The organism is Sphaerotilus sp., assembly GCF_034519685.1.
Lineage (GTDB): Bacteria > Pseudomonadota > Gammaproteobacteria > Burkholderiales > Burkholderiaceae_C > Sphaerotilus.
Genome location: NZ_JAXHOF010000006.1, coordinates 1,362,770 through 1,383,437 on the forward strand (window position 1 = coordinate 1,362,770; position 20,668 = coordinate 1,383,437).

The 20,668-nt window shown below is 71.0% G+C and carries 16 protein-coding genes and 1 pseudogene; 3 read left to right on the top strand and 14 right to left on the bottom strand.

The window, feature by feature from the left end; genetic code table 11:
- Nucleotides 1-7: 7 nt before the first annotated feature.
- A pseudogene (locus U5O44_RS17400) lies at nucleotides 8-1,066 on the bottom strand (AbrB family transcriptional regulator).
- A 24-nt stretch (nucleotides 1,067-1,090) separates the two neighbouring features.
- On the opposite strand from U5O44_RS17400, the gene U5O44_RS17405 reads away from it, so the two are divergent.
- The gene (locus U5O44_RS17405) at nucleotides 1,091-2,938 is read left to right on the top strand and encodes a PhoX family protein (RefSeq protein WP_322589664.1); all 1,848 of its coding nucleotides are present in this window, start codon (nucleotides 1,091-1,093) and stop codon (nucleotides 2,936-2,938) included.
- Between the two features lie 12 nt (nucleotides 2,939-2,950).
- On the opposite strand, the gene U5O44_RS17410 is transcribed toward U5O44_RS17405, so the two are convergent.
- Nucleotides 2,951-3,988, bottom strand: coding sequence for a pirin family protein (locus U5O44_RS17410; protein ID WP_322589665.1), 1,038 nt, complete (start codon nucleotides 3,986-3,988; stop codon nucleotides 2,951-2,953).
- Nucleotides 3,989-4,137: 149 nt separating this feature from the next.
- On the opposite strand from U5O44_RS17410, the gene U5O44_RS17415 reads away from it, so the two are divergent.
- Both U5O44_RS17415 and U5O44_RS17420 read left to right on the top strand, forming a co-directional pair.
- On the top strand, nucleotides 4,138-4,377 hold the full coding sequence (locus U5O44_RS17415) for a DUF4160 domain-containing protein (protein ID WP_322589666.1): 240 nt from the start codon (nucleotides 4,138-4,140) through the stop codon (nucleotides 4,375-4,377).
- Complete coding sequence (locus U5O44_RS17420) at nucleotides 4,349-4,627, top strand: DUF2442 domain-containing protein (RefSeq protein WP_322589667.1); 279 nt, start codon at nucleotides 4,349-4,351, stop codon at nucleotides 4,625-4,627. Before U5O44_RS17415 ends, U5O44_RS17420 begins: the two co-directional genes overlap by 29 nt.
- Nucleotides 4,628-4,629: 2 nt before the next feature.
- Here U5O44_RS17420 and U5O44_RS17425 read toward each other — a convergent pair whose 3' ends face one another.
- From U5O44_RS17425 to U5O44_RS17480, 12 genes are all read right to left on the bottom strand, one after another.
- Complete coding sequence (locus tag U5O44_RS17425) at nucleotides 4,630-7,086, bottom strand: glycoside hydrolase family 3 C-terminal domain-containing protein (protein WP_322589668.1); 2,457 nt, start codon at nucleotides 7,084-7,086, stop codon at nucleotides 4,630-4,632.
- Nucleotides 7,087-7,138: 52 nt separating this feature from the next.
- Nucleotides 7,139-8,299 carry a Gfo/Idh/MocA family protein gene (locus tag U5O44_RS17430; RefSeq protein WP_322589669.1) on the bottom strand — a complete coding sequence of 387 codons (1,161 nt, stop codon included), beginning with the start codon at nucleotides 8,297-8,299 and terminating at the stop codon, nucleotides 7,139-7,141.
- Nucleotides 8,296-9,369 carry a sugar phosphate isomerase/epimerase family protein gene (locus U5O44_RS17435; RefSeq protein WP_322589670.1) on the bottom strand — a complete coding sequence of 358 codons (1,074 nt, stop codon included), beginning with the start codon at nucleotides 9,367-9,369 and terminating at the stop codon, nucleotides 8,296-8,298. The genes U5O44_RS17430 and U5O44_RS17435 overlap by 4 nt, the downstream gene beginning before the upstream one ends.
- 15 nt (nucleotides 9,370-9,384) lie before the next feature.
- Nucleotides 9,385-10,140: a sugar phosphate isomerase/epimerase family protein gene (locus tag U5O44_RS17440; RefSeq protein WP_322589671.1), complete on the bottom strand. Its 756-nt coding sequence runs from the start codon at nucleotides 10,138-10,140 to the stop codon at nucleotides 9,385-9,387.
- Between the two features lie 25 nt (nucleotides 10,141-10,165).
- A complete protein-coding gene (locus U5O44_RS17445; RefSeq protein ID WP_322589672.1) occupies nucleotides 10,166-11,266 on the bottom strand; it encodes a Gfo/Idh/MocA family protein in 1,101 nt (366 codons plus the stop codon).
- A complete protein-coding gene (locus U5O44_RS17450) occupies nucleotides 11,263-12,303 on the bottom strand; it encodes a LacI family DNA-binding transcriptional regulator (protein WP_322589673.1) in 1,041 nt (346 codons plus the stop codon). Before U5O44_RS17450 ends, U5O44_RS17445 begins: the two co-directional genes overlap by 4 nt.
- Before the next feature lie 16 nt (nucleotides 12,304-12,319).
- Nucleotides 12,320-14,896 (bottom strand): beta-mannosidase, encoded by a 2,577-nt coding sequence (locus U5O44_RS17455; protein WP_322589674.1) that lies wholly within the window; start codon nucleotides 14,894-14,896, stop codon nucleotides 12,320-12,322.
- Between the two features lie 24 nt (nucleotides 14,897-14,920).
- Nucleotides 14,921-16,006 (bottom strand): ABC transporter ATP-binding protein, encoded by a 1,086-nt coding sequence (locus U5O44_RS17460; protein ID WP_322589675.1) that lies wholly within the window; start codon nucleotides 16,004-16,006, stop codon nucleotides 14,921-14,923.
- Between the two features lie 41 nt (nucleotides 16,007-16,047).
- Entirely contained in the window at nucleotides 16,048-16,962 is a 915-nt protein-coding gene (locus U5O44_RS17465) for a carbohydrate ABC transporter permease (RefSeq protein ID WP_322589676.1), read from the bottom strand.
- A 12-nt stretch (nucleotides 16,963-16,974) separates the two neighbouring features.
- A complete protein-coding gene (locus U5O44_RS17470) occupies nucleotides 16,975-17,874 on the bottom strand; it encodes a carbohydrate ABC transporter permease (RefSeq protein ID WP_322589677.1) in 900 nt (299 codons plus the stop codon).
- Nucleotides 17,875-18,007: 133 nt separating this feature from the next.
- The gene (locus U5O44_RS17475; protein ID WP_322589678.1) at nucleotides 18,008-19,246 is read right to left on the bottom strand and encodes an ABC transporter substrate-binding protein; all 1,239 of its coding nucleotides are present in this window, start codon (nucleotides 19,244-19,246) and stop codon (nucleotides 18,008-18,010) included.
- 11 nt (nucleotides 19,247-19,257) lie between these two features.
- Nucleotides 19,258-20,601 carry a GH1 family beta-glucosidase gene (locus U5O44_RS17480; protein WP_322590524.1) on the bottom strand — a complete coding sequence of 448 codons (1,344 nt, stop codon included), beginning with the start codon at nucleotides 20,599-20,601 and terminating at the stop codon, nucleotides 19,258-19,260.
- Nucleotides 20,602-20,668 lie beyond the last annotated feature (67 nt).

Genomic DNA, 20,668 nt, shown 5'->3' on the forward strand with positions numbered 1-20,668 from the left:
TGGCCGCTCAGTGCAGCGGCGGCCGGACAAACCGCGCATGGATCGGCCCCGCCAGCACCAGCACGATCACATAGCGCACCACGTGGAACCCCGTCACCACCGCCACTCCCAGGTCGAGCACCTTGGCCGTGATGCACATCTCCGCGATGCCGCCCGGTGAGTTGCCCAGCAGCACGGTGGCGGAGACCAGTCCGGTCGCCTGCGCGACCAGCCAGGAATAGGCGGCTGAGGCGGCGATCATCGCGAGCGTGCCGGCTGCGGTGGCGGCGAGCCAGCGCGGGGCGGTGTGCAGGAAGGCGGGGGTGAAGCGTGTGCCCAGCGAGATGCCGATCGACAACTACGCGGCGGCCGACAGCCAGCCGGGCATTGCCGTCCACTCGACCCCCGCCGCTGTCAGTCCGAGCGCCACCAGCAGCGAGCCGAGCACCCACGGGTTTGGCTGGCGCAGGCGGTGCATCACCAGCGCGCCGGCCGCCGTGGCGCCCAGCAGCGCGACGAGGCCCCCCGGGCGCACCCCGACCGCCGACACCGCAGCCGGATCGTGTCCGTGCAGGCCCAGCGCCTGGTAGCCGAACGGGATCACGATCACCACCAGCATCACCCGCAGCGAATGCGCCGCCGCGACCAGATCGACCCGTGCCCCGACCCGCTCGGCAAACGCCGCCATCTCGGACGCCCCACCGATCACCGAGGCGAAATACGCGGTCGTGGCATCGACCGTGCCTGCGGGCTGCGACCACAGCAGCCAGCGCCCGAACAGGAAACCCATCAGCAGCGCCCACAGCGCCCCCAGCAGCATCCACGGCGCCAGCGCGAGCGACTGTGCGGCCACCGCCGGCGTGAAGTACAGACCGAGCACCGTGCCCACGATCCACTGCCCGCCATTGCGCAGCCGCCGCGAGGACCGCAGCGGCGCCCCGGCCATCGACAGCCCGGCCGTCGCCAGCAGCGGGCCGATCATCCAGGGCAGCGGGGTGTTCAGGCGGACACAGAGTTGCGCGGCCAGCCAGGCGATGAGCAGCGTCAAGGACAGACGCATTCCGTGGTGCAACATGCGCGGGAGCATAGGCGATGGCAAGATGGTCGCGCCATGCCGAATCTGCCCATGCCCATGCCCGACCTTGCCGAACCGCTTCTGTCCCGCCGCCAGTCGCTGGGCGCCGGACTGGCTGCCTTGCTGGTGGGCGTGCAGCCCTGGACGGCGACAGCGGCGACCAGCGCGGCGGCGGTGTCGCTTGGGCGTGGCATCGGTTTCCGCGCCGTGCCGATGACCGTCGCCGAGCCGCTGGTCGTGCCGCCCGGCTACACCGCCCGGGTGCTCTACGCCTGGGGCGACCCGACCGGACAGGCTGGTCCGCAGCCCGCGTGGCGCCCGGATGCCAGCAATTCCGCTGCCGACCAGACCCAGCAGGCCGGCATGCACCACGACGGCATGGCGTTCTTCCCGCTCGCCGGCTCGGCCCGCCACGGCCTGCTGGCGCTGAACCACGAGTACACCGACGAGCGTGTGCTGCACGCCGATGCCGCGTCGCTGGCCGGCGGCGCCCGCACGGCCGAGCAGGTCGCCAAGTCGATGGCCGCGCATGGTGTCTCGGTGGTCGAGGTAAAGGCGGACGCCGACGGGCGCTGGTCCGTGGTGCGGCCGTCGCGCCACGCCCGGCGCATCACGGCGACCACCCCGATGCGGCTGGCCGGCCCCGCCGCTGGCCACGCGCTGCTGAAGACCGCCGCCGATCCCGAGGCCCGCCGCGTGCTTGGCACCCTCGGCAACTGCGCAGCCAACGCCACGCCTTGGGGCACCTACCTGACCTGTGAAGAGAACTTCCAGGGCTACTTCGAGCCGCCGCCCGAACTGGACGCGCACCACCGCCGCTGGGGCCTGCGCAGCGGCGCCACCGGCAGCAACGGCAACTGGACGCAGTGGCACCGCCACGAGGAGCGCTTCGACCTGCGCCGCCACCCGAACGAGTTCCACCGCTTCGGCTGGGTGGTCGAGATCGACCCCCACGACGCCACCAGCACCCCGGTCAAGCGCACCGCACTCGGGCGCGCGGTCCACGAAGGGGCGGCGGTCGGGGTGTCGAAGGACGGACGCGCCGTGGTCTTCATGGGCGAGGACGCGCGCTTCGAGTCGATCTTCCGCTTCGTCAGCCGCGACCCGATCCGCCCCGGCGGCGCAGCGGCCAACCGCGACCTGCTCGACCACGGCACGCTGTCGGTGGCCCGCTTCGACGCCGGCGGGCGCGGGCGCTGGCTGCCGCTGGTCCACGGGCAGGGGCCGCTGACGGCCGAGCGCGGCTTTGCCGACCAGGCCGAGGTGGTGGTGCGCAGCCGCGAGGCGGCGGACGCGCTCGGCGCCACGAAGATGGACCGCCCGGAATGGACGGCGGTGGACGCCGCCACCGGCGAGGTCTACATCACGCTCACCAACAACAGCGCCCGCGGCCGTCCCGGCCAGCCCGGGGCCGACGCCGCCAACCCGCGCGCCCCGAACCCGACCGGCCACCTGCTGCGCTGGCGCCACGGCGGCGATCTGGCGGCCGAGGTCTTTGGCTGGGATCTCTTCGCGCTCGGTGGCGGCGAGACACCGGGCGACGCCTTCAGCAGCCCGGACGGCCTGACGATCGACCCGCGCGGCGTGATGTGGATCGCCACCGACGCCACGCCGATGACCCAGGCCGCGCCCGGCGAGCGCCTCTGGCTGCCGCGCAACCAGTTGCTGGCCTGCGACCCGACGGCGCCGGGCGGGCCGCAGATGCGCCGCTTCCTGGTGGCGCCCGAGGGCTGCGAGGTGACGGGGCCGGTGGTGGCGCCGGATTGCCGGACGCTGTTCGTCAACCTGCAGCACCCCGACGCCGGCTGGCCGGAGGCGGGCCAGCGCCCGCGCTCGGCGACTGTGGTCATCACCAAGGACGACGGCGGGCTGATCGGCGCCTGAGGCGGGGCGCGGTCAGGCGGGCGGCTGCTCCGTGCGGCCGTCGGTGTGGCGGGCGAAACGCGCCGGGTCCGTGCCATGCACCGGCGCCGTGTCCGGCCACGGCCAGCCGCCGAACTGCGTGCGCTGATAGTCCATGAACGCCTGCCGGATCTCGGCTTCGGTATTCATCACGAACGGCCCGTACTGCGCCACCGGCTCGCCGATCGGGCGGCCCTGCAGCATCAGCAACTCGGCCGGCGCGGTGCCGGTATTGACGATCTCGACCGGGCGCTCGGCCGGCACGTCGACCGCGCAGTGGCCTGGCAGCGGCTGGTCGGCGATGCGCAGACCGTCGCCGAGGAAGAAGTAGAGCCGCCGCTTCGTCGCCGCACCGCCGCGCGCGGCGGGCAGCGTCATCCGCGCCCCCGCGTCGAGCTTGAGCGTCCAGATCGCCACATCGGCGGCCGGGTCGCTGGCCCACGAATCGGGCGGCGGGCTGGGCGGCGCGGCCATGCCGTCCGGGGCGCCGGCCACGCAGAGCAGCTCGGTGCGCCGGCCGGCGGCGTCCACGTCGGTGCGGCGCGTGATGGCCTCGGCCCAGAGCATCGTGAAATGCGGTGCTGCGAACTTGCTGCGGGCCGGCAGGTTCAGCCAGATCTGGAACAGGTCGAGCGGGTTCGGCGCGCTGGTGGACAGCAGCGGGAACATCTCCGCGTGCTGGATGCCGCGCCCGGCGGTCAGCCACTGCACGTCGCCATCGCCGTAGCGGGCGGCGGCGCCGACGGAGTCCGCGTGGTCAATGCGGCCGGTGCGCACGAGGGTGACGGTCTCGAAACCCCGGTGCGGATGGGCGGGGAAGCCGGGCACGGTCTGGCCGTGGTACATGCTCCAGCCGTCGCGGCAGGAGAAGTCGCTGCCGATCTGCCGACCCGCCAGCGACGCGGCCGCCGGGCCGAAGCGGCCGTTGCCGGCGGGGTAGCGGTCGTCGTGGTGGACGCAGAAGAGGAAGGGGTCTTGGGTTGGCCAGGGGAAGCCGAGGGGGTGGAATTTCAGCGGGGCAGGGGCGGACATGGGGGCTCCTCGGTAACGTGCTGCGGTGCACCGCACTGTACGGTGCTTGCCGCGCAGGCCGGGCTATGCCGCTGACCGGATCGCTGATGTCGGTCGTGTCCTCGTCCGGGGCCCGACGACGACCAGCACCGATCGGCTACAGTGTTCCGATGGCTCCCACTGTTGTCCGCGATGGACCGTTCCGGCTGTTTTTCTTCTCTCGTGAGGAGTCGCGTATTCATGTCCATGTGGCGCATCCCGACGGAGAGGCGAAATTCTGGCTCACGCCCGTCGTCCATCTGGCCACCTCGACGGGCATGACACCCCGCCAGATCACCGACGCACAATCGGTCGTGCAGGCGCATCTGAAGGAGATTGAAGATGCTTGGAAACACCACTTTGGCGGCTGAAGTCACCCACATCTCGCGGCACGGCTTCTGGCTGCTGCTGGACGACGACGAGGAACTGCTGTTGCCCTTCGAGCAGTTTCCCTGGTTCCGGCAGGCCACTGTCGAGCAGATCATCCACGTCGAACGCCCGACTGCCAACCACCTCTACTGGCCTGATCTGGACGTGGACCTGTCGGTGGACTCCCTGCGCCGACCGGGTGATTTTCCGCTCGTGTCGCAGGGGAGTCCCGCCGTGGTGTCACCCCGCTGAGGTCAAGCCGCCGCGAACCACTCGCCCGTCAGCGCCACCTCGACCTCGCCGCGCACGTCCCGCGACGAGGCCCCGGCCCTCAGCCCGAACGCGCCCGCCTCGGCCACCCAGCCGCCGCGCGCCTCGTCGAACCACGCCAACGCCCGCATCCCGAGCGTGACCGTCGCCGTGCCGGTCTCGCCGGGCTGCAGGTGCAGCTTGGCGAAACCCTTGAGTTCCTGCGCCGGCCGCTCGACGCCGCTGACCGGGTCGGTGACGTAGACCTGCACCACCTCGCTGCCTGCCCGCGGGCCGGTGTTGGTGACGCTGACCGACACCGTGACCGTCTCGCCCGGCCCGAAGCTGGCGCGGTCAACCGTCACAGCGCCCCACTGGAACGCCGTGTAGCCCAGCCCGTGCCCGAACGGGAACATCGGCTCGACGCCGTGCGAGTCGTGGTGCCGGTAGCCGATGAACACGCCTTCGTCATAGACCACGCGCCCGCCCACGCCGGGGTAGCGCAGCGGGTCGCCGTTCGACGTGACGACATCCGCCAGCCGCTTCGGCCACGTCTGCGGCAGCCGCCCGCCCGGCTCGGCCGCGCCGGTCAGCACGTCGGCGATGGCGTGGCCGCACTCCTGGCCCGGGTACCACGCCTGCAGCACCGCCGGCACCTTGTCCAGCCACGGCAGCTCCACCGGCGCCCCGGTCTGCAGCACGACGACCGTGTTCGGGTTCGCCGCGACGACGCGCTCGACCAGCGCGTTCTGGCCGTGCGGGAGCTGCATGTCCGGCCGGTCCAGCCCTTCGCAGTCCCACTCGTCGTTCAGGCCGATGAAGACCAGCGCCACGTCGGCCTGACGCGCTGCGGCCTCGGCGGCGGCCAGGTCCGACTCGCCGCGCGGCAGGTACACGCCCAGCCGCAGCGCCTTGAACGACACGTCCACCTCGGTCGGCGACGAGAACTCGACCGTGATCGTCACCGGCACCCCGGCGCGCAGCGGCTGGCTGACGATGCGCTCGGCGCAGCCGAAGGTGAAGTAGGTGTCGCCACGCGACCAGCTCTCCCACGCCTCGACCACCTGCACGCCGTCGAACAGCACGCGGCTCAGGCCCGCGCTGGTGATCGAGACCTGGTAGTCGCCGTCGGCCGGCGGCACGAAGGTGAGCGTCGCGCGGGCCGAGAAGTGCAGCGGGTCGATGCCGTCCTCCACCGCGCCGGCCCAGAGCTTCTCCGTGCTCAGGTAGACCGCCTGGACCGCCGGCTCGCCGCTCAGGTCAGTCGAGGTGTAGAAGTCCACCGCCATCGGCTGGTTCAGCACCGGCACCCAGCGGTAGCAGTCCGCCCCCGCCACGCTCAGGATCGTCGCGTCGGTCTGCGCCTCGATGCCCTGGCGCGGCGTGACGCGGTGCAGCGCGTTCACGTTGGCGCTGCCACCGCCCATGATGCGCGCCGTCTCGGCGCTCGGGCCGATCAGCGCGAGCGTGCGCGCCGTGCCGGCCAGCGGCAGCAGGCCGCCCTCGTTCTTCAGCAGCACGCTGCCCGCCGCGCCGAGGCGGCGGATCAGTGCGCGGCGCGCGGGGCTGTCCTCGGCGCGTTCCTCCGGGATGCCGGGCGACGCGAAGCCGCCGAGCCGCTCGACGAACTGCAGCACCCGCCCCGCGCACGCCCGCACGTCCTCGGCCGGCACGCGGCCCTCGCGCACCGCCTGCACCAGCGCCTCGCCTCGGTGGCGCGTCGTGCCGGGCATCTCCAGGTCCATGCCGGCGGTGGCGGATTTGCCGGTCGTGTGCTCGGCGAACCAGTCCGACATCACCAGCCCGTCGAAGCCCCACTGCCCGCGCAGGATGTCGCGCACCAGCGGCGCGTTGTCGCCTGCGAACAGGCCGTTGATGCGGTTGTAGGAGGTCATGACCGCCTGCACGCCGGCTTCTTTCACCGCCTTCTCGAAGGGCACGAGGTACAGCTCGCGCATCGTGCGCTCGCCCACCACCGAGTCGATCGACATGCGTTCGACCTCGCTGTCGTTGCAGACGAAGTGCTTGATGGTGGCGGCCACGCCACCCGACTGCAGCCCGCGGATGTAGCCGCAGGCGATCTCGCCGGTCAGGTGCGGGTCTTCGGAGTAGCACTCGAAGTTGCGGCCGTTGAGCGTCGAGCGGTGCAGGTTGACGGTCGGCGCGAGCAGGGCGCCCGCGCCCTTGAGCCGCGACTCCTCGGCCAGCGCCTGACCCGCTTCGGCGACCAGCGCCGGATCCCAGGTCGAGCCGAGCGCGATGGCGATGGGGAAACACGCGGTCTGCGGGCCGCCGTTGAAGATGCCGCCACGGGCGCCGTTCGGGCCGTCGGTGACCTTGACGGCGGGGATGCCCAGGCGCGGGATGGCGACGGTGGTCCAGAAGTCGGCGCCGGTCAGCAGGCTGACTTGCTCTTCCAGGGTCATGGCGTCGAGCAGGGCGGGGAGGTGGGGGGTGGTCATGGGGGGGTGTGCGTGTGTGCCCGCTTGCGCGGGCATGACGGAGGGGGGAGCGTCAGGGGGTGGGGAGGGCGGTCCAGGCGCCGTCGTGGGCGGCGCTGGCGAGGACCGTCTCCACGAACGCGAGGCTGCGCACGCCGTCGTCCACACCTGGCACGCTGCCCGGTTGGTCGAGGTGGCGCAGGTCGCGGGCGAAGTCGCGGTAGAGCTGGGCGAAGGCTTCGAGGTAGCCCTCGGGGTGGCCGCCGGGGGTGCGGGTCGCGGCGGCGGCCACGGCGGACAGCGACGCCATGCCACGGGTCAGGCGCTGCGCGGGCTGGCCGGCGGGGTGCCAGGTCATCTCGTTGGGCGTCTCCTGGTCCCAGTGCAGCGCGGCCTTCGTGCCGTAGACGCGCAGGCGCAGGTGGTTTTCCTCGCCGGTGGCGACCTGGCTGGCCCAGAGCATGCCGCGTGCGCCGCTGGCGTAGCGCAGTTGCACCTGCACATGGTCATCGACACGCCGGCCGGGCACGAAGCTGACCAGCTCGGCGCTGAGCTGCTGCGGCGACTGGCCGGTGACGAACTCGGCGAGCTGCGCGGCGTGGGTGCCGATGTCGCCGAGGCAACCTGCCGGGCCGGCCAGCGCGGGGTCGGTGCGCCACGCGGCCTGCTTCTGGCCGGAGGCTTCGAGCGGCTGGGCGAGCCAGTCCTGTGCGTATTCGACCTGCACGATGCGCACCTCGCCCAGCTCGCCCGCCTCGACCAGCGCCCGGGCGGCGCGGATCAGCGGGTAGCCGGTGTAGTTGTGCGTCAGCGCCAGCCGCACGCCGTGGCGCTGCACGAGCGCCTGCAGGTGCTGCGCGTCGGCGAGGTTGGTGGTCAGCGGCTTGTCGCAGATCACATGGATGCCCGCCTCGATGAAGGCGCAGGCGACCGGGAAATGCAGGTGGTTCGGCGTGACGATGGCCACTGCGTCGAGGCCGTCGCCGCCGTGTCGGGTGCGTTCCGCCTCGGCACGGGCCATCTCGCGGAAGTCGCTGTAGCAGCGTGCCGGGTCGATGCGCAGTTCGGCGCCGCTGGCGCGGGCGCGCTCCCGGTCGGACGACAGCGCGCTGGCCACCAGCTCCCAGTCGTCGTCGATCCGGGCCGCGATGCGGTGGACCGCGCCGATGAACGCGCCTTGCCCGCCGCCGACCATGCCCAGGCGCAGGCGACGGGGTGCCGCAGTCGGGCTCATGCCCGTGGCTCCAGGCCGAGCATCCGGCGGTTGGCCGCGTCGTTCGTGGCGCTGGCGGCGAAGTCGTCGAAAGCCTTGTCGGCCACGCGGATCAGGTGCTCGCGGATGAACGGCGCGCCTTCGGCCGCGCCTTGCTCGGGGTGCTTGAGGCAGCACTCCCACTCCAGCACCGCCCAGCCGGTGTAGCCGTACTGCGTGAGCTTCGAGAAGATGGCGCGGAAATCCACCTGCCCGTCGCCGAGCGAGCGAAAGCGCCCGGCGCGGTCCTTCCACGACTGGAAGCCGCCGTACACGCCTTGCTTGCCGGTCGGGCGGAACTCGGCGTCCTTGACGTGGAAGGCCTTGATGCGTTCGTGGTAGCAGTCGATGTAGGCGAGGTAGTCGAGCTGCTGCAGCACGAAGTGGCTCGGGTCGTACAGCAGGTTGGCGCGCGGGTGGTTGCCGACACGTTCCAGGAACATCTCGTAGCTCGCGCCGTCGCAGAGGTCTTCGCCCGGATGCACCTCGTAGCAGACATCCACGCCCGCCTCGTCGAATGCATCGAGGATCGGCCGCCAGCGCGCTGCGAGTTCGTCGAACGCCGCTTCGATCAGCCCGGCCGGGCGCTGCGGCCACGGATACAGGTACGGCCACGCCAGCGCGCCGCTGAAGGTCGCGTGCGCCGTCAGCCCGAGCCGCCGCGACGCCTTGGCGGCGAGGTGCAGTTGCTGCTTGGCCCATTCGGTGCGCTCGGCGTATTTGCCGCGCACCGCCTCGGGGGCGAAGGCGTCCATCGGTGCGTCGTAGGCGGGGTGGACGGCGACGAGCTGGCCTTGCAGGTGCGTGGACAGCTCGGTGATCTGCAGGCCGTGGTCGGCGAGCCGGCCGCACAGGTCGTCGCAGTAGGTCTGGCTCTCGGCCGCCCGCGCGAGGTCGATCAGCCGCGTGTCCCAGCTCGGGATCTGCACACCCGTGTAGCCGTGGCCCGCCGCCCAGCCGGCCAGGGCGTCGAGCGAGTGGTACGGCGCAGCATCACCCGCGAACTGCGCCAGAAAGACGCCGGGGCCGCGGATCGGGGAGGTCGTGGTCATGGCAAGGCCCCCGGCTCAGTTGGCGATCAGGTGCTGGTGCATGAAGTCGAAGCTGGTCTTCAGCATCGCGGCGTGGTCCTTCGGCTTGTCGTGTTCGAGCACGAACAGGCTGACGCGCTGCTGCAGCTCGGCCAGCAGCGCCGGCCACGGCACGATGCCCTGGCCGAGCGCGCACCAGCCGTCCTCGTCCGGGGCGGTGCCCGGCTCGGCGATGTCCTTGGTATGGATGGCCACCAGCCGGTCGGCGTAGGGGACCACCGTGGCCATCGGGTCCAGGCCGGCGCGGGCGACCCAGCCGAGGTCGGCTTCCCAGCCGAGCTGGCGGGCGTTGGCGGTGCTGAAGATCCAGTCCAGCGCGCTGCGGCCGCTGTACTGCAGGAACTCGAACTCGTGGTTGTGGTACGCCAGCCGCAGCCCTTCAGCGCCCAGCTTGTCGCCGACCCGGGCCAGCCGAGCGCCGAGCGCCTGCCAGCCGATGGCCGTGGCGGGCCGCTCGCCCATCGGCAGCCACGGCATGATCGCCAGCCGGCAGTCGGTAGCGTGGCAGGTGTCGATGACGGTCTGCAGATCCTGTTCGACCATCGCCAGGCTGACGTGCATCGACGACACGCGCAGGCCGTGCGCGGCGACCTTGTCCGCGAAGGTGTCGGGCGGCAGGCCGTGGCTGGCCACCGATTCGACCCATTTGAAGCCGGCGGCGCGGGCCATGGCGAGCTGCGTGTCGAGGTCGCCCGCTTCGCGCAGGGAGTAGAGCTGGACGGAGAGTTTCATGGGGGATCTCCCGAGGGGGTTCGGTTCAGAACAGCTTGCCCGTCAGCGGCGCCGGGCGCTCGCAGCGGGTGGTGAGGGCGATGGGCTGGCCGGTGCGGCCGGCGTCGAGGGCGCGGTCCATGACCTCCAGCACGTGCAGCGCCATCTCGGCGCTGCAGCGGTGCGGGCGGCCTTCCTGCAGCGCCAGCGCCATGTCGATCAGGCCGATGCCGCGGCTGTTGGTGGTGTAGAGCCGCCCGCCCGGTGCGCGCGTGAACTCGCCGGTCTGGCGGTTGTGGCGCACGGTGCCGCCGAACTGGTTCGGGTCGGCACCGAGCAGCGTGCCGTCGTCGCCGTACAGCTCCATCGGCGTGTGCGTGTGGCGCCAGACGTCGAAGCTGGAGGTCAGCACGATGTGCGCGCCGCTGGCGAAGGCGAGCTGCGTGACCACATGCGTCGGCACCGCCACCGGCAACTGCTCGCCCGCCCGGGCACCGAGCGGGACGGTGCGCGGGTTGTGCGTGGTGTGGCTGGTCGAGGTGAGGTGGGCGACCGGGCCGAGGTGGTGGACGAGGTGCGTCAGGTAGTAGACGCCCACGTCGTGCAGCGGGCCGCCGCCGGGCTGGTAGAAGAAGGCGGGATTCGGGTGCCAGTGGTCGGGGCCATGGTTCATGAACTGCGCCGTGCCGTGGCGGATCGGGCCGACGGTGCCGGCGTCGACCAGCGCGCGCAGCGCCTGTCCCGCCGCGCCGAGGAAGGTGTCCGGCGCGCAGCCGACCCGCAGGCCCTTGGCGGCGGCCAGCGCCACGAGTTCCTGGCCTTGCTCGAAGGTGGCGGCCAGCGGCTTCTCGGTGAAGAAGTGCTTGCCGGCGTGCAGCACCCGCAGGCCAACCGCGTGGTGCGCCTGCGGCGGCGTGAGGTTGAGGATGATCTGTGCGTCGCTGGCGAGCAGGTCGTCGATGGACAGCGCGGTCAGTCCGTGTTCGGCGGCGCGGCGGGCGGCCAGCTCGGCGTTGGCGTCGGCGATGGCGACGATGCGCACGCGGCGGCAGCGCGAGAGCGTCTTCAGGTAGGCAGGGAAGATGTTGCCGCAGCCGATGATGCCGATGGGCAGCGCGGCGCGGCGGGACGGGGCGTCAGGGGTCATGGCAATTCCATCGGGGGGTGCGGCCCGGGGCCGACCGAGGCGCGCCAGACGACTTCCGGCGGGAAGTCGCGCACGACGGGCAGGTCGAGCCCGTAGCAGAGGTTGAGCACATGCCGGCAGGCGTTGGTGGCCACGCTGGCGGTGGGGATGCGGATCGTGGTCAGCGCTGGCGAGGTGTAGGGGGCGAAGTCGTCGTCGTCGTAGCCGAGCACCGACACGTCCTCGGGCACGCGCAGCCCGGTCCGCGCCAGCCGGCTGATGACGGCCAGCGCCATCACGTCGTTGGCGACGAACACGGCGGTGAAGGCCGGGCGCTGGCCGGGGGCGGCGGCGAGCAACTGCTGTGCGGCGGCGTCGCCGCTGCGCAGGTCGAAGGCGCCGTCGGCGCTGTGCTCGGGGCGGATGGCGACGCCGTGGTGTGCCAGCTCGTCGCGGAAGCCGTTCAGGCGGGCCTCGTTGTCGGGCGTGTCGCGCGGGCCGCGCACGGTGGCGATGGTCCGGTGCCCGCGCGCCAGCAGTGCCCGCGCCGCCAGCCGGCCACCGGCGCGGTGGTCGGCGCAGAAGCTGTTGTCGCGGTGGGCCGCCAGCGCGCGGTTCACTGCCACGAGGTTGGGCACACGCGCCATCAACCGCTCCAGGTCGTCGTCGTCCAGGCTGTTGGACGCCACGATCAGGCCGTCGCAGTCACGCCCGATCAGGAAGTCGATGCCGTCGAGGTCGAGCTGGCGGGTCGAGCCGGTGCCGCAGCCATTGGCGGCGATCATGTGGCGCCCGACGGTGCGCAGCACGCCGTCGATGGTGGCGACGATGCCCGAGTAGAAATGGCCGTCGAAGCCGGGGACATAGACGCCGATGGCGCTGGATTGCTGCAGCGACAGCGCCCGGGCGGTGATGGACGGGCGGTAGTCGAGCGCGGTGGCGGCCTGGCGCACGCGCTGGGCGGTGTCCTCGGACACCGAGCCGTTGCCGGACAGCGCGCGCGAAGCGGTCGCCACGCCGACGCCGGCCAGCCGGGCGACATCCTTGATGGTGCTCATCGAAAGGGGTGGCAGGTCACCCCAGCGGGCCCTGCACAGTGTTGAGACAGGCCGCGATGATCGCACTGGGTTTTCCCTCAACCCCAGTCACCCTCAGCCGCCGCACCTCGCCCGGCAGCAGATCGAGGAAGTTGTCCTCTAACCGCGCGCCCGGTGCGCCCGCCACCTCCAGCCACACGCCCTTGGCGGGCCGCGTGGCCTGCACGGTGACGGTGCCGTCCGGGTCGGTGGCGATCTGGAACTGCGGATCGGGGAAGTGGTGCCAGCGGTAAGGCTCGGGCCAGGCCAGAGCGCGGGCGAGGACGTCGCCGCGGTCCTCGCCCAGGCCGTCGCTGAGGCAGAGCGAGGCCACCAGCGGCCGCTCCGGCTCCATCGACCACGCCGACGGTGGCACGAGTTCGGTGGTGGCATTGGCGGCCAGCCTCACGGGGGTGACCACGTCGTCCACCGTGTCGCCGTCGAGCGTGTGCAGCCGCCAGCGTGCCTGCACGGCCAGCGGCTGCGCGCCCGCGTGCATCGCCCAGGCTGCCACGCCCGCCGCGCCGCGCCGCACGGCGCAGGCCAGCGGCGCCATCGCGCGGCGGATGGTGTGCCACGCCGGCTTGGGCGTGCCGGCGCTGTCCACGATGGCCCAGCTCGTCACCGGCCAGCAGTCGTTGAGCTGCCAGACCAGCGCGCCGCCGCAGCCGCGTGCGCCCGGCACCTGCCAGCGGCGGCGGAAGGCTTCGTAGGCGTGGCGCATCGCCTCGGCCTGCACGAACTGGGTGGCATAGACCTCGGCGGCCAGCGTGTCCGGGTGGCGCAGCGTGTCGGCGCGGTAGACGGCCAGCCGGCGGTGCCCGTCGGCGCCGACGGGCGAAAACGCCTTGTTGTGCCACTGCAGCGTGCGGCTGCCAGCAAAACGTTCCTCGGCGGGGATGGCGTGTTCCAGCACCGCCATCGACGGATGCGACTGCATCCCGAACTCGCTGACGAAGCGCGCGCCGACCTCGGCATAGCGCTGGTACGGGAGCATGAGCTGGTGCCAGACCTCCCAGCTGTGGCGGTCGCCGGCGGTGGGGTCTTGCGACGGGCGCACGCCGCTGCCGGCCACGGTCGCTTCCGCGCCAGTGCTGGCGGTGTACGGGCTGCCGGGCCAGTAGGGGCGGCCCGGGTCGAGCGCGTGGCACAGCGTCGGCAGCACCTGTTCGTAGAGCGCCCGCGCCTCGAAGCGCGAGAGGTCGCCGCCCGGCCCGTAGGCGCCGACTGCCTCGGCGAGCATGTAGTCCTCGTTGTTGCCGCACCAGAGCGCCAGGCTCGCCCGGTGGCGCAGCCGGGTGATCGCGGCGCGTGCCTCGGCCTCGACGCTGGCGACAAACGCCGGGTGCGCCGGATACAGGCCGCAGGCGAACACGAAGTCCTGCCACACCAGCACGCCCAGCGCGTCGCAGGCGTCATAGAAGGCGTCGTCCTCGTAGATCCCGCCGCCCCAGACGCGCAGCATCACGAGGTGCGCGTCCACCGCCTGCTGCACGCGCTCGCGGTAGCGCGCCGGGGTGATGCGGTTGAGCAGGTTGTCGTCGGGAATCCAGTTCGCGCCGCCGCAGAAGACCTCGACGCCGTTGACCTCGAACACGAAGCTGCGCCCGGCTTCGCCCGCCACCGGCGCCTGCACCAGCCGCAGCCGGCGCAGGCCGAGGCGGCGCTGCTGCGCGTCGAGCACGGTGCCGTCGGCGCGCACGAGCCGGGTGTGCAGCGTGTAGAGCGGCTGCGCGCCGTGGCCGGCGGGCCACCAGAGCTGCGGCGTGTCCACCGACAGCGCGGTGGTGTGCTGCGCGGTGGCGGGGCTGCGGTGCGTGGCGACGGGCGTGCCGGCGGGGTCGTGCAGCGTGTGCTCCAGCGTCAACGTGCCGGACAGGTCGCCGTCGAGCCGGGTGTTCAGGTCGATGCGGGCATGGCCGAGGTCGTCGCTCAGCATCACCGGGCTGGCCAGCTCGGCGATGCGCAGGTCGGCCGACTCCAGCCGGATCGCCTTCCACGGCCCGCAGGTCAGCAGCGTCGGGCCCCAGTCCCAGCCGTAGTGGTAGGGCGCCTTGCGCACATAGAGCCGGCTCGGATCGCCGTTCCACAGCGGGCGGGCGCCGTGGTGGGCTTCGAGGGCGCGGCCGCGGCGCAGCGCGCTGTCGAAGCGGATCCACAGCGTGTGCCGGCTCGGCCCGGCGTGGGGCAGGCGGTCGGTGAGGTCCGCGCGCAGCGGCACGAACATGTTGTCGCTCTCGGCCAGCGGCTGGCCGTCGAGCCAGACCCGGGCGAAGGTGTCCAGTCCCTCGAACACCAGCGCCACCTGTGCCCGCAGCGCGTCCGCGCCGACCTCGAAGTCGAGCCGGTAGCACCAGTCCCGCTCGGCGACCCACTGCACGGCGGCTTCCTGGCGGCCGACGAGCGGGTCGGGCAGGGCGCCGCTGTCGATCAGATCCTGGTAGACGGTGCCGGGGACCGTGGCCGCGTGCCAGCCGTCGGTCGCGGTGAACTGTTCCGTGTCACCCAGCCGCGCATCGGCGACACGGAACCGCCAGCCATCGTGCAACGGCTGCTGGAGCAAGGGACGGGGCATGGCGAATCCTGTGGCTGCGCTCGCTCAGAGGCGGGCTTCGCTCTTGGCGTCGAAGATCGACGCGCGCGGCAGGTCGAAACCGAAGGCGATCGGCTCACCGACCCGGCCTTCCCACTGGTCGTCGGCGATCGCGCTCATCAGCACGCCGCCGCAGGTGAACCAGACGATCTTCTGCGGGCCGAGCGGCTCGATCAGCGTGAGCTGGCCGGTGTGCGGCGTGTCGGGGCCGGCGCCGTGGCTCAGGCGGACCTGCTCCGGCCGCACGCCCAGCACCACCTCGCGGCTGCTGCCCGGCGTCAGCACGAAGGGATAGGCCGACACATCGGTGCTCAGCGCGTCGCCCGCGAAACCGATGCGACCGCCGCGCTCGGTCAGCGTGCCGCGCATGGTGTTCATCGTCGGCGAGCCGAGGAAGCCGGCGACGAACAGGTTCACCGGGCGCATGTAGATCTCGGCGGGTGAGCCGATCTGCTGGATCACGCCGGACTTCATCACCGCGATCCGGTCGGCCAGCGTCATGGCTTCCACCTGGTCGTGGGTGACGTAGACCATGGTGGCGCCGAGCTGGTGGTGCAGCTGCTTCAGCTCGCGGCGCAGCTCGGCGCGCAGTTTGGCGTCGAGGTTGGACAGCGGCTCGTCGAACAGGTAGACCTTGGCGTCACGCACCACCGCGCGGCCGATGGCCACCCGCTGGCGCTGGCCGCCGGAGAGCTGCGCCGGACGGCGCTTGAGCAGCTCCGTCAGGTGGAGCATCTCGGCGGCCTTGGCCACACGCTTGTCGACTTCGGCGGCGGGCACCTTGGCCACCCGCAGCCCGAACGACATGTTGCGCTCGACGTTCATCGTCGGGTAGAGCGCATACGACTGGAACACCATGCCGATCTCGCGGTCCTTGGGGTCGGCCCAGGTCACGTCGCGCTCGCCGATGCGGATGCTGCCTTCGGCGACGTCGTTGAAGCCGGCGATGGTGTGCAGCAGCGTGGACTTGCCGCAGCCCGACGGGCCGAGCAGCACCAGGAACTCGCCGTCGGCGACCTCCAGGTTCATGCCCTTCAGGATGGTGTTGCCGCCGAGGACGATGTCGAGGTTCTCGATGTGAACGCTGGCCATGGTGGGGTCTCGTCAATCTCGTCAAAAAAAGGAATCAGCCCTCAGCCCTTGACCGCGCCGGCAGCAATGCCCCGCACGAACCAGCGACCGGAGAAGAAATACACCGCCAGCGGCACCAGCGACGTGAGGATCGTGGCGGCCATGTCGATGTGGTAGCGGCGCTCGCCGAACGTGGTGTTGACCAGGTTGTTGAGCTGCACCGTCATCGGGTAGTTGTCCTTGCCGGCGAAGATCAGGCCGAACAGGTAGTCGTTCCAGATGCCGGTGACCTGCAGGATGGTCGCCACGATCAGCATCGGCGTGGCCATCGGCAGCATCAGCTGGAAGAAGATGCGCCAGAAACCGCCACCGTCGATGCGCGCGGCCTTGAACAGCTCCTGCGGGACGGCGATGTAGTAGTTGCGGAACAGCAGCGTCAGCACCGGCATGCCGAAGATGCAGTGCACCAGCAGGATCGCCCAGTAGGTGTTGTAGAAGCCGCCCAGGCGGAACCACGCCACCAGCGGGTAGATCATCACCTGGAAGGGCACGAAGGCGCCCAGCAGCATGATGCCGAACAGGATGTCGCCCCAGCGCGAGCGCCAGAAGCTCAGCGCGTAGCCGTTCAACGCGGCGAGGAAGACCGACAGGATGGTGGCCGGCACGACCAGCCGGATCGAGTTCCAGAAGCCCCCCTGGATGCCCTCGCAGGCCAGCGCGATGCAGGCGCCGGACCACGCCTCCTTCCAGTTGCCGAACTGCGGCGAGGCGGGCCAGGCGAACAGCAATGCCTGGCGGATCTCCTCGGGCGACTTCAGCGAGGTCACCACCATCACGTACAGCGGCAGCAGGAAAAACGCCGAGGTGGACAGCAAGAAGGCGTAGATGCCGATGCGGGCGGGCGTGACCAGCGGCCGTCGGGGGCGCTGGCCGCGTGGCGTGGTCGGGGTGGCCAAGGAAGCAGCAGTGGTGCTCATGTCAATAAACCCTCAGTGGCCGGCGTTCTGACGCGCCTGGACCTTGGAGCGCCAGTACAGCAGCGGCGCGAGCACGGTGAACACGGTGACCAGCATCACCACGGAGGCGGCCGAGGCCAGCCCGATGTTGTTGCGGCCGAACAGGTGGTCGATGATGAATTTCGCGGGCACTTCGCTGGCATCGCCTGGGCCGCCGCTGGTCATCACGGCCACCACGTCGAAGGTGCGCACCAGCGCGACGGCCAGCAGCACGAAGGCGGTGGCGTAGGCCGGGCCGAGCTGCGGCAGCACGACGCTGAGGTAGTAGCGCGGCTTGGACACGCCCTCCAGCCGGGCGGCCTTCCACTGCTCCTCGTCCACGCCGCGCAATGCGGCCAGCAGGATGGCCATCGTCGTGCCGCTGCCCTGCCAGACCATCGCCAGACCGATCGCGTACAGCACCATGTCGGACCGCACCGTCCAGTCCAGCGTGAAGCTCTCCCAGCCCATCAGGCGGAAGGCGTTCTGCAGGCCCAGCGTCGGGTTGAACAGCCACTGCCAGATCAGCCCCGTGACGACGAAGCTCATCGCGTACGGGTACAGGAAGATGGTGCGGAACCAGCTCTCGGCCTTGACCTGCTGGTCGATGAAGATGGCCATCAGCGTGCCGAGCACCAGCACGCCGAGGATGTAGACCACCGCGAGCACGCCCATGTGCTGCAGCGAGACGATCCAGCGGTCGGTCTCGAACAGGCGCTGGAACTGGTCCAGCCCGACCCAGTCGTCGCGCGGGAAGAGCTTGGACGAGGACAGCGAGATCCGGATGCTCCAGATCACCGAGCCGACATAGGCCAGCAGGGCGGTGATGGCCAGCGGCAGCAGCGCGATGTGCAGGGCCAGGTTCAGGCGTTTGGGTCGTGCGGAGCGCGCCATGGCGGGTCTCGCTGGTCATGCGGCAGCCTGACCCGGGGCAGGTGCCCGACCGGGTCAGGGGGTCGCGTAAGGGAGAAACAGGAGCGCAGGGTCAGAGGGCCGCGTTCGGCCCCTGTCCCCGCGCGGTGAAGCCTCAGCGCTTCAGGGCGGTGGCCATCGCCTTGATGGCGTCGTCAGCCGACTGGTTGGAGTTCCAGTACTTGCTGACCGCGTCCTCGAAGGCACCCTTGGCATCCGGGCTCAGCAGCTCGTTGTCGCTCTGCAGCAGGCGGTTTTCCTTGATGGCCTGCACGCCGGCCTGGGCGCAGATGTCCATCTTGCTGGTGTCCACGTCAGTGCGGATCGGGATCGAGCCCTTCTTGTTGTTGAAGGCGACCTGGCCTTCCGGCGAGATCATCATCTCGGCCAGCTTCTTCTGTGCCGCCGCGGCGTCAGGCGCCTTCTGCTTCGGGAACACGAACACGTCGCCGCCGATCGCGTAGGGCATCTTCGGACCGCCGGCCATGAAGCAGCCGTATTCCTTGCCGGCCGTCTTGCCGGCGTTGACGAACTCGCCCTTGGCCCAGTCGCCCATCATCTGGAAGGCGGCCTTGCCTTCGATGACCATGCCGGTGGCCAGGTTCCAGTCGCGGCCCGGGGAGCCAGGATCGACATAGCCCTTGAGCTTCTTGAAGGTCTCGACGGCCTTGCGGAAGCCGGGGGTCGAGGCGTCCTTGTCCTTGAAGGTCTTCAGGTACAGATCCTGCCCGCCGGTGGCCAGCAGCACGCCGCGGAAGGTGATCCCTTCCTGCCAGCCCTGGCCGCCGAGGGCCAGCGGCACCACGCCGCCCGCCGCCTTGACCTTGTCCATCGCGGCCATCATCTCGTCGAGGTTGGTCGGCTCCTTGGCGCCGGCCTTGGCCAGGACGGCCTTGTTGTACCAGACCCAGTTCTCGTTGTGCAGGTTGACCGGCACGGCGAAATACTTGCCATTGACCTTCACGGCGTTGCGGATCTTCTCGGGCAGCAGCTTGTCCCAGTTGCCCTTCTTGGCCACGTCGTCGAGGTCGTTCAGCAGGCCTTCCTTGATGATCTCCTCGTACTGCTTGCCGTAGTTGTACTGGGCGGCCGTCGGGGCGTCGCCGCCCATCGTGCGGTTGGCCATCACGGTGCGGGCCTGTGCGCCGCCGCCGCCGGCGATCGGGGTGTCGACCCAGGTGCCGCCCATCTTGGTGTACATCGTGGCGAATTCCTTGATGGCGGCGGCTTCGCCACCCGAGGTCCACCAGTGAATGACTTCAGCCTTCTGGGCGTGGGCAGCGCCCATGCTGCCGACGCTGATCAGGGCCACAGCGGCCAGTTGCTTCATGCGGAGGTTCAGGGTCTTCGTCATCGCTTGTCTCCTCAGGTTGTAAGGGCGGCTGGTAGAGCGGCTGCCCGACGCTGTTGCAAAAAGGTCCGGAAGGCGAGGGCGCTGTCCTTCAGCGTGCGTGCCTGGGTCGTGTAGTCCACATGGACCAGCCCGAAGCGGCGCTCGTAGCCGAACGCCCATTCGAAGTTGTCCATCAGCGACCAGACGAAGTACCCGCGCACCTCGACGCCCGCGTCCATCGCGGCGCTGACCGCCGCGAAATGGCGCTTCAGGTAGGACTGGCGCTGCGGGTCGTCGACACGGCCGTCGACCACGGCGTCGTCGCTGGCCATGCCGTTCTCGGTGATGTAGACCGGCGGCAGGTTCGGGTAGACCGCCTTGAAGCGGCGCAGCAGGTCTTCGAGGCCTTGCGGGTAGACCTCCCAGCCCATCTGCGTGCGCTCGACGCCGTCCAGTGGCACATCGCGGAAGCCCGTGGCGCCGTCGCTGCGCAGGTTGCTGCGGAAGTAGTAATTGATGCCGAGAAAGTCCAGCGGCTGGCGGATCAGGTCCATGTCGCCGGGCAGCACCAGCGGCGCACTGCCGGGCCAGAGTCGCTCGAACAGATCGGCCGGGTAGCGGCCGGCCAGCAGGGGCTGCAGCACCCAGTCGTTGTGCTGGAGTTCGTAGAGCCGGGCGGCCTCGATGTCCGCGGGGTCGCTGGAATCGGTGGTGCCGCGGCCGACGTTGGCGACGATGCCGGCGGGCGTGCCGGGGTCGTGTTCGCGGATCGCCTGCAGGCCCAGCCCGTGGCCGAGCAGCAGGTGGTGCATCGCCTGCGTGGCGTAGCGCGGATCGGCCAGACCCGGCGCATGGTGGCCGTTGCCATAGCCGAGGAAGGCCGAGCACCACGGCTCGTTCAGCGTCATCCAGCCGTCCACCAGCCCGCGCAGTTCGCGCGCCACCAACGCGGCGTAGTCGGCGAAGCGCCAGGCGGTGTCGCGGTTGAGCCAGCCGCCGCGGTCTTCGAGGTGCTGCGGCAAGTCCCAGTGGTAGAGCGTGACGAAGCGCCGGATGCCCCGCTCTCCCAGGCGGGTCAGCAGGCGGCGGTAGAAATCGAGGCCCGCTGCATTGGGCGTGCCGTCGGCGTGCATGACGCGCGGCCAGGCGATGGACAGGCGGTAGCCGTCGACACCGAGGTCGGCGATCAAGTCCACGTCCTCGGCCCAGCGGGTGTAGTGCTCGCATGCGTGTTCGCCGCTGTCGCCGCCGAGGGTCTTGCCAGGGGTGGCCGAGAAGGTGTCCCAGATGCTGGGCAGGCGGCCGTCGGCGTGGATGGCGCCTTCGATCTGGTACGACGCCGTGGCCACGCCCCACAGGAAACCGGGGCTCGCCATCGCGGAACCCTCCGGGGGAGCGATGCAGTGGGCGGACGGGCTGGCGATCGGTGCGGGCAAGACGGGC

Bases quoted from the DNA above. Each gene is read 5' to 3' on its own strand.
- U5O44_RS17430 (WP_322589669.1), bottom strand. From the start codon at position 8,299: ATGAGCCCGACTGCGGCACCCCGTCGCCTGCGCCTGGGCATGGTCGGC.
- U5O44_RS17405 (WP_322589664.1), top strand. From the start codon at position 1,091: ATGCCGAATCTGCCCATGCCCATGCCCGACCTTGCCGAACCGCTTCTG.
- U5O44_RS17420 (WP_322589667.1), top strand. From the start codon at position 4,349: ATGCTTGGAAACACCACTTTGGCGGCTGAAGTCACCCACATCTCGCGG.
- U5O44_RS17475 (WP_322589678.1), bottom strand. From the start codon at position 19,246: ATGACGAAGACCCTGAACCTCCGCATGAAGCAACTGGCCGCTGTGGCC.
- U5O44_RS17450 (WP_322589673.1), bottom strand. From the start codon at position 12,303: ATGAGCACCATCAAGGATGTCGCCCGGCTGGCCGGCGTCGGCGTGGCG.
- U5O44_RS17480 (WP_322590524.1), bottom strand. From the start codon at position 20,601: ATGGCGAGCCCCGGTTTCCTGTGGGGCGTGGCCACGGCGTCGTACCAG.
- U5O44_RS17415 (WP_322589666.1), top strand. From the start codon at position 4,138: ATGGCTCCCACTGTTGTCCGCGATGGACCGTTCCGGCTGTTTTTCTTC.
- U5O44_RS17465 (WP_322589676.1), bottom strand. From the start codon at position 16,962: ATGAGCACCACTGCTGCTTCCTTGGCCACCCCGACCACGCCACGCGGC.
- U5O44_RS17425 (WP_322589668.1), bottom strand. From the start codon at position 7,086: ATGACCACCCCCCACCTCCCCGCCCTGCTCGACGCCATGACCCTGGAA.
- U5O44_RS17445 (WP_322589672.1), bottom strand. From the start codon at position 11,266: ATGACCCCTGACGCCCCGTCCCGCCGCGCCGCGCTGCCCATCGGCATC.
- U5O44_RS17435 (WP_322589670.1), bottom strand. From the start codon at position 9,369: ATGACCACGACCTCCCCGATCCGCGGCCCCGGCGTCTTTCTGGCGCAG.
- U5O44_RS17440 (WP_322589671.1), bottom strand. From the start codon at position 10,140: ATGAAACTCTCCGTCCAGCTCTACTCCCTGCGCGAAGCGGGCGACCTC.
- U5O44_RS17410 (WP_322589665.1), bottom strand. From the start codon at position 3,988: ATGTCCGCCCCTGCCCCGCTGAAATTCCACCCCCTCGGCTTCCCCTGG.
- U5O44_RS17470 (WP_322589677.1), bottom strand. From the start codon at position 17,874: ATGGCGCGCTCCGCACGACCCAAACGCCTGAACCTGGCCCTGCACATC.
- U5O44_RS17460 (WP_322589675.1), bottom strand. From the start codon at position 16,006: ATGGCCAGCGTTCACATCGAGAACCTCGACATCGTCCTCGGCGGCAAC.
- U5O44_RS17455 (WP_322589674.1), bottom strand. From the start codon at position 14,896: ATGCCCCGTCCCTTGCTCCAGCAGCCGTTGCACGATGGCTGGCGGTTC.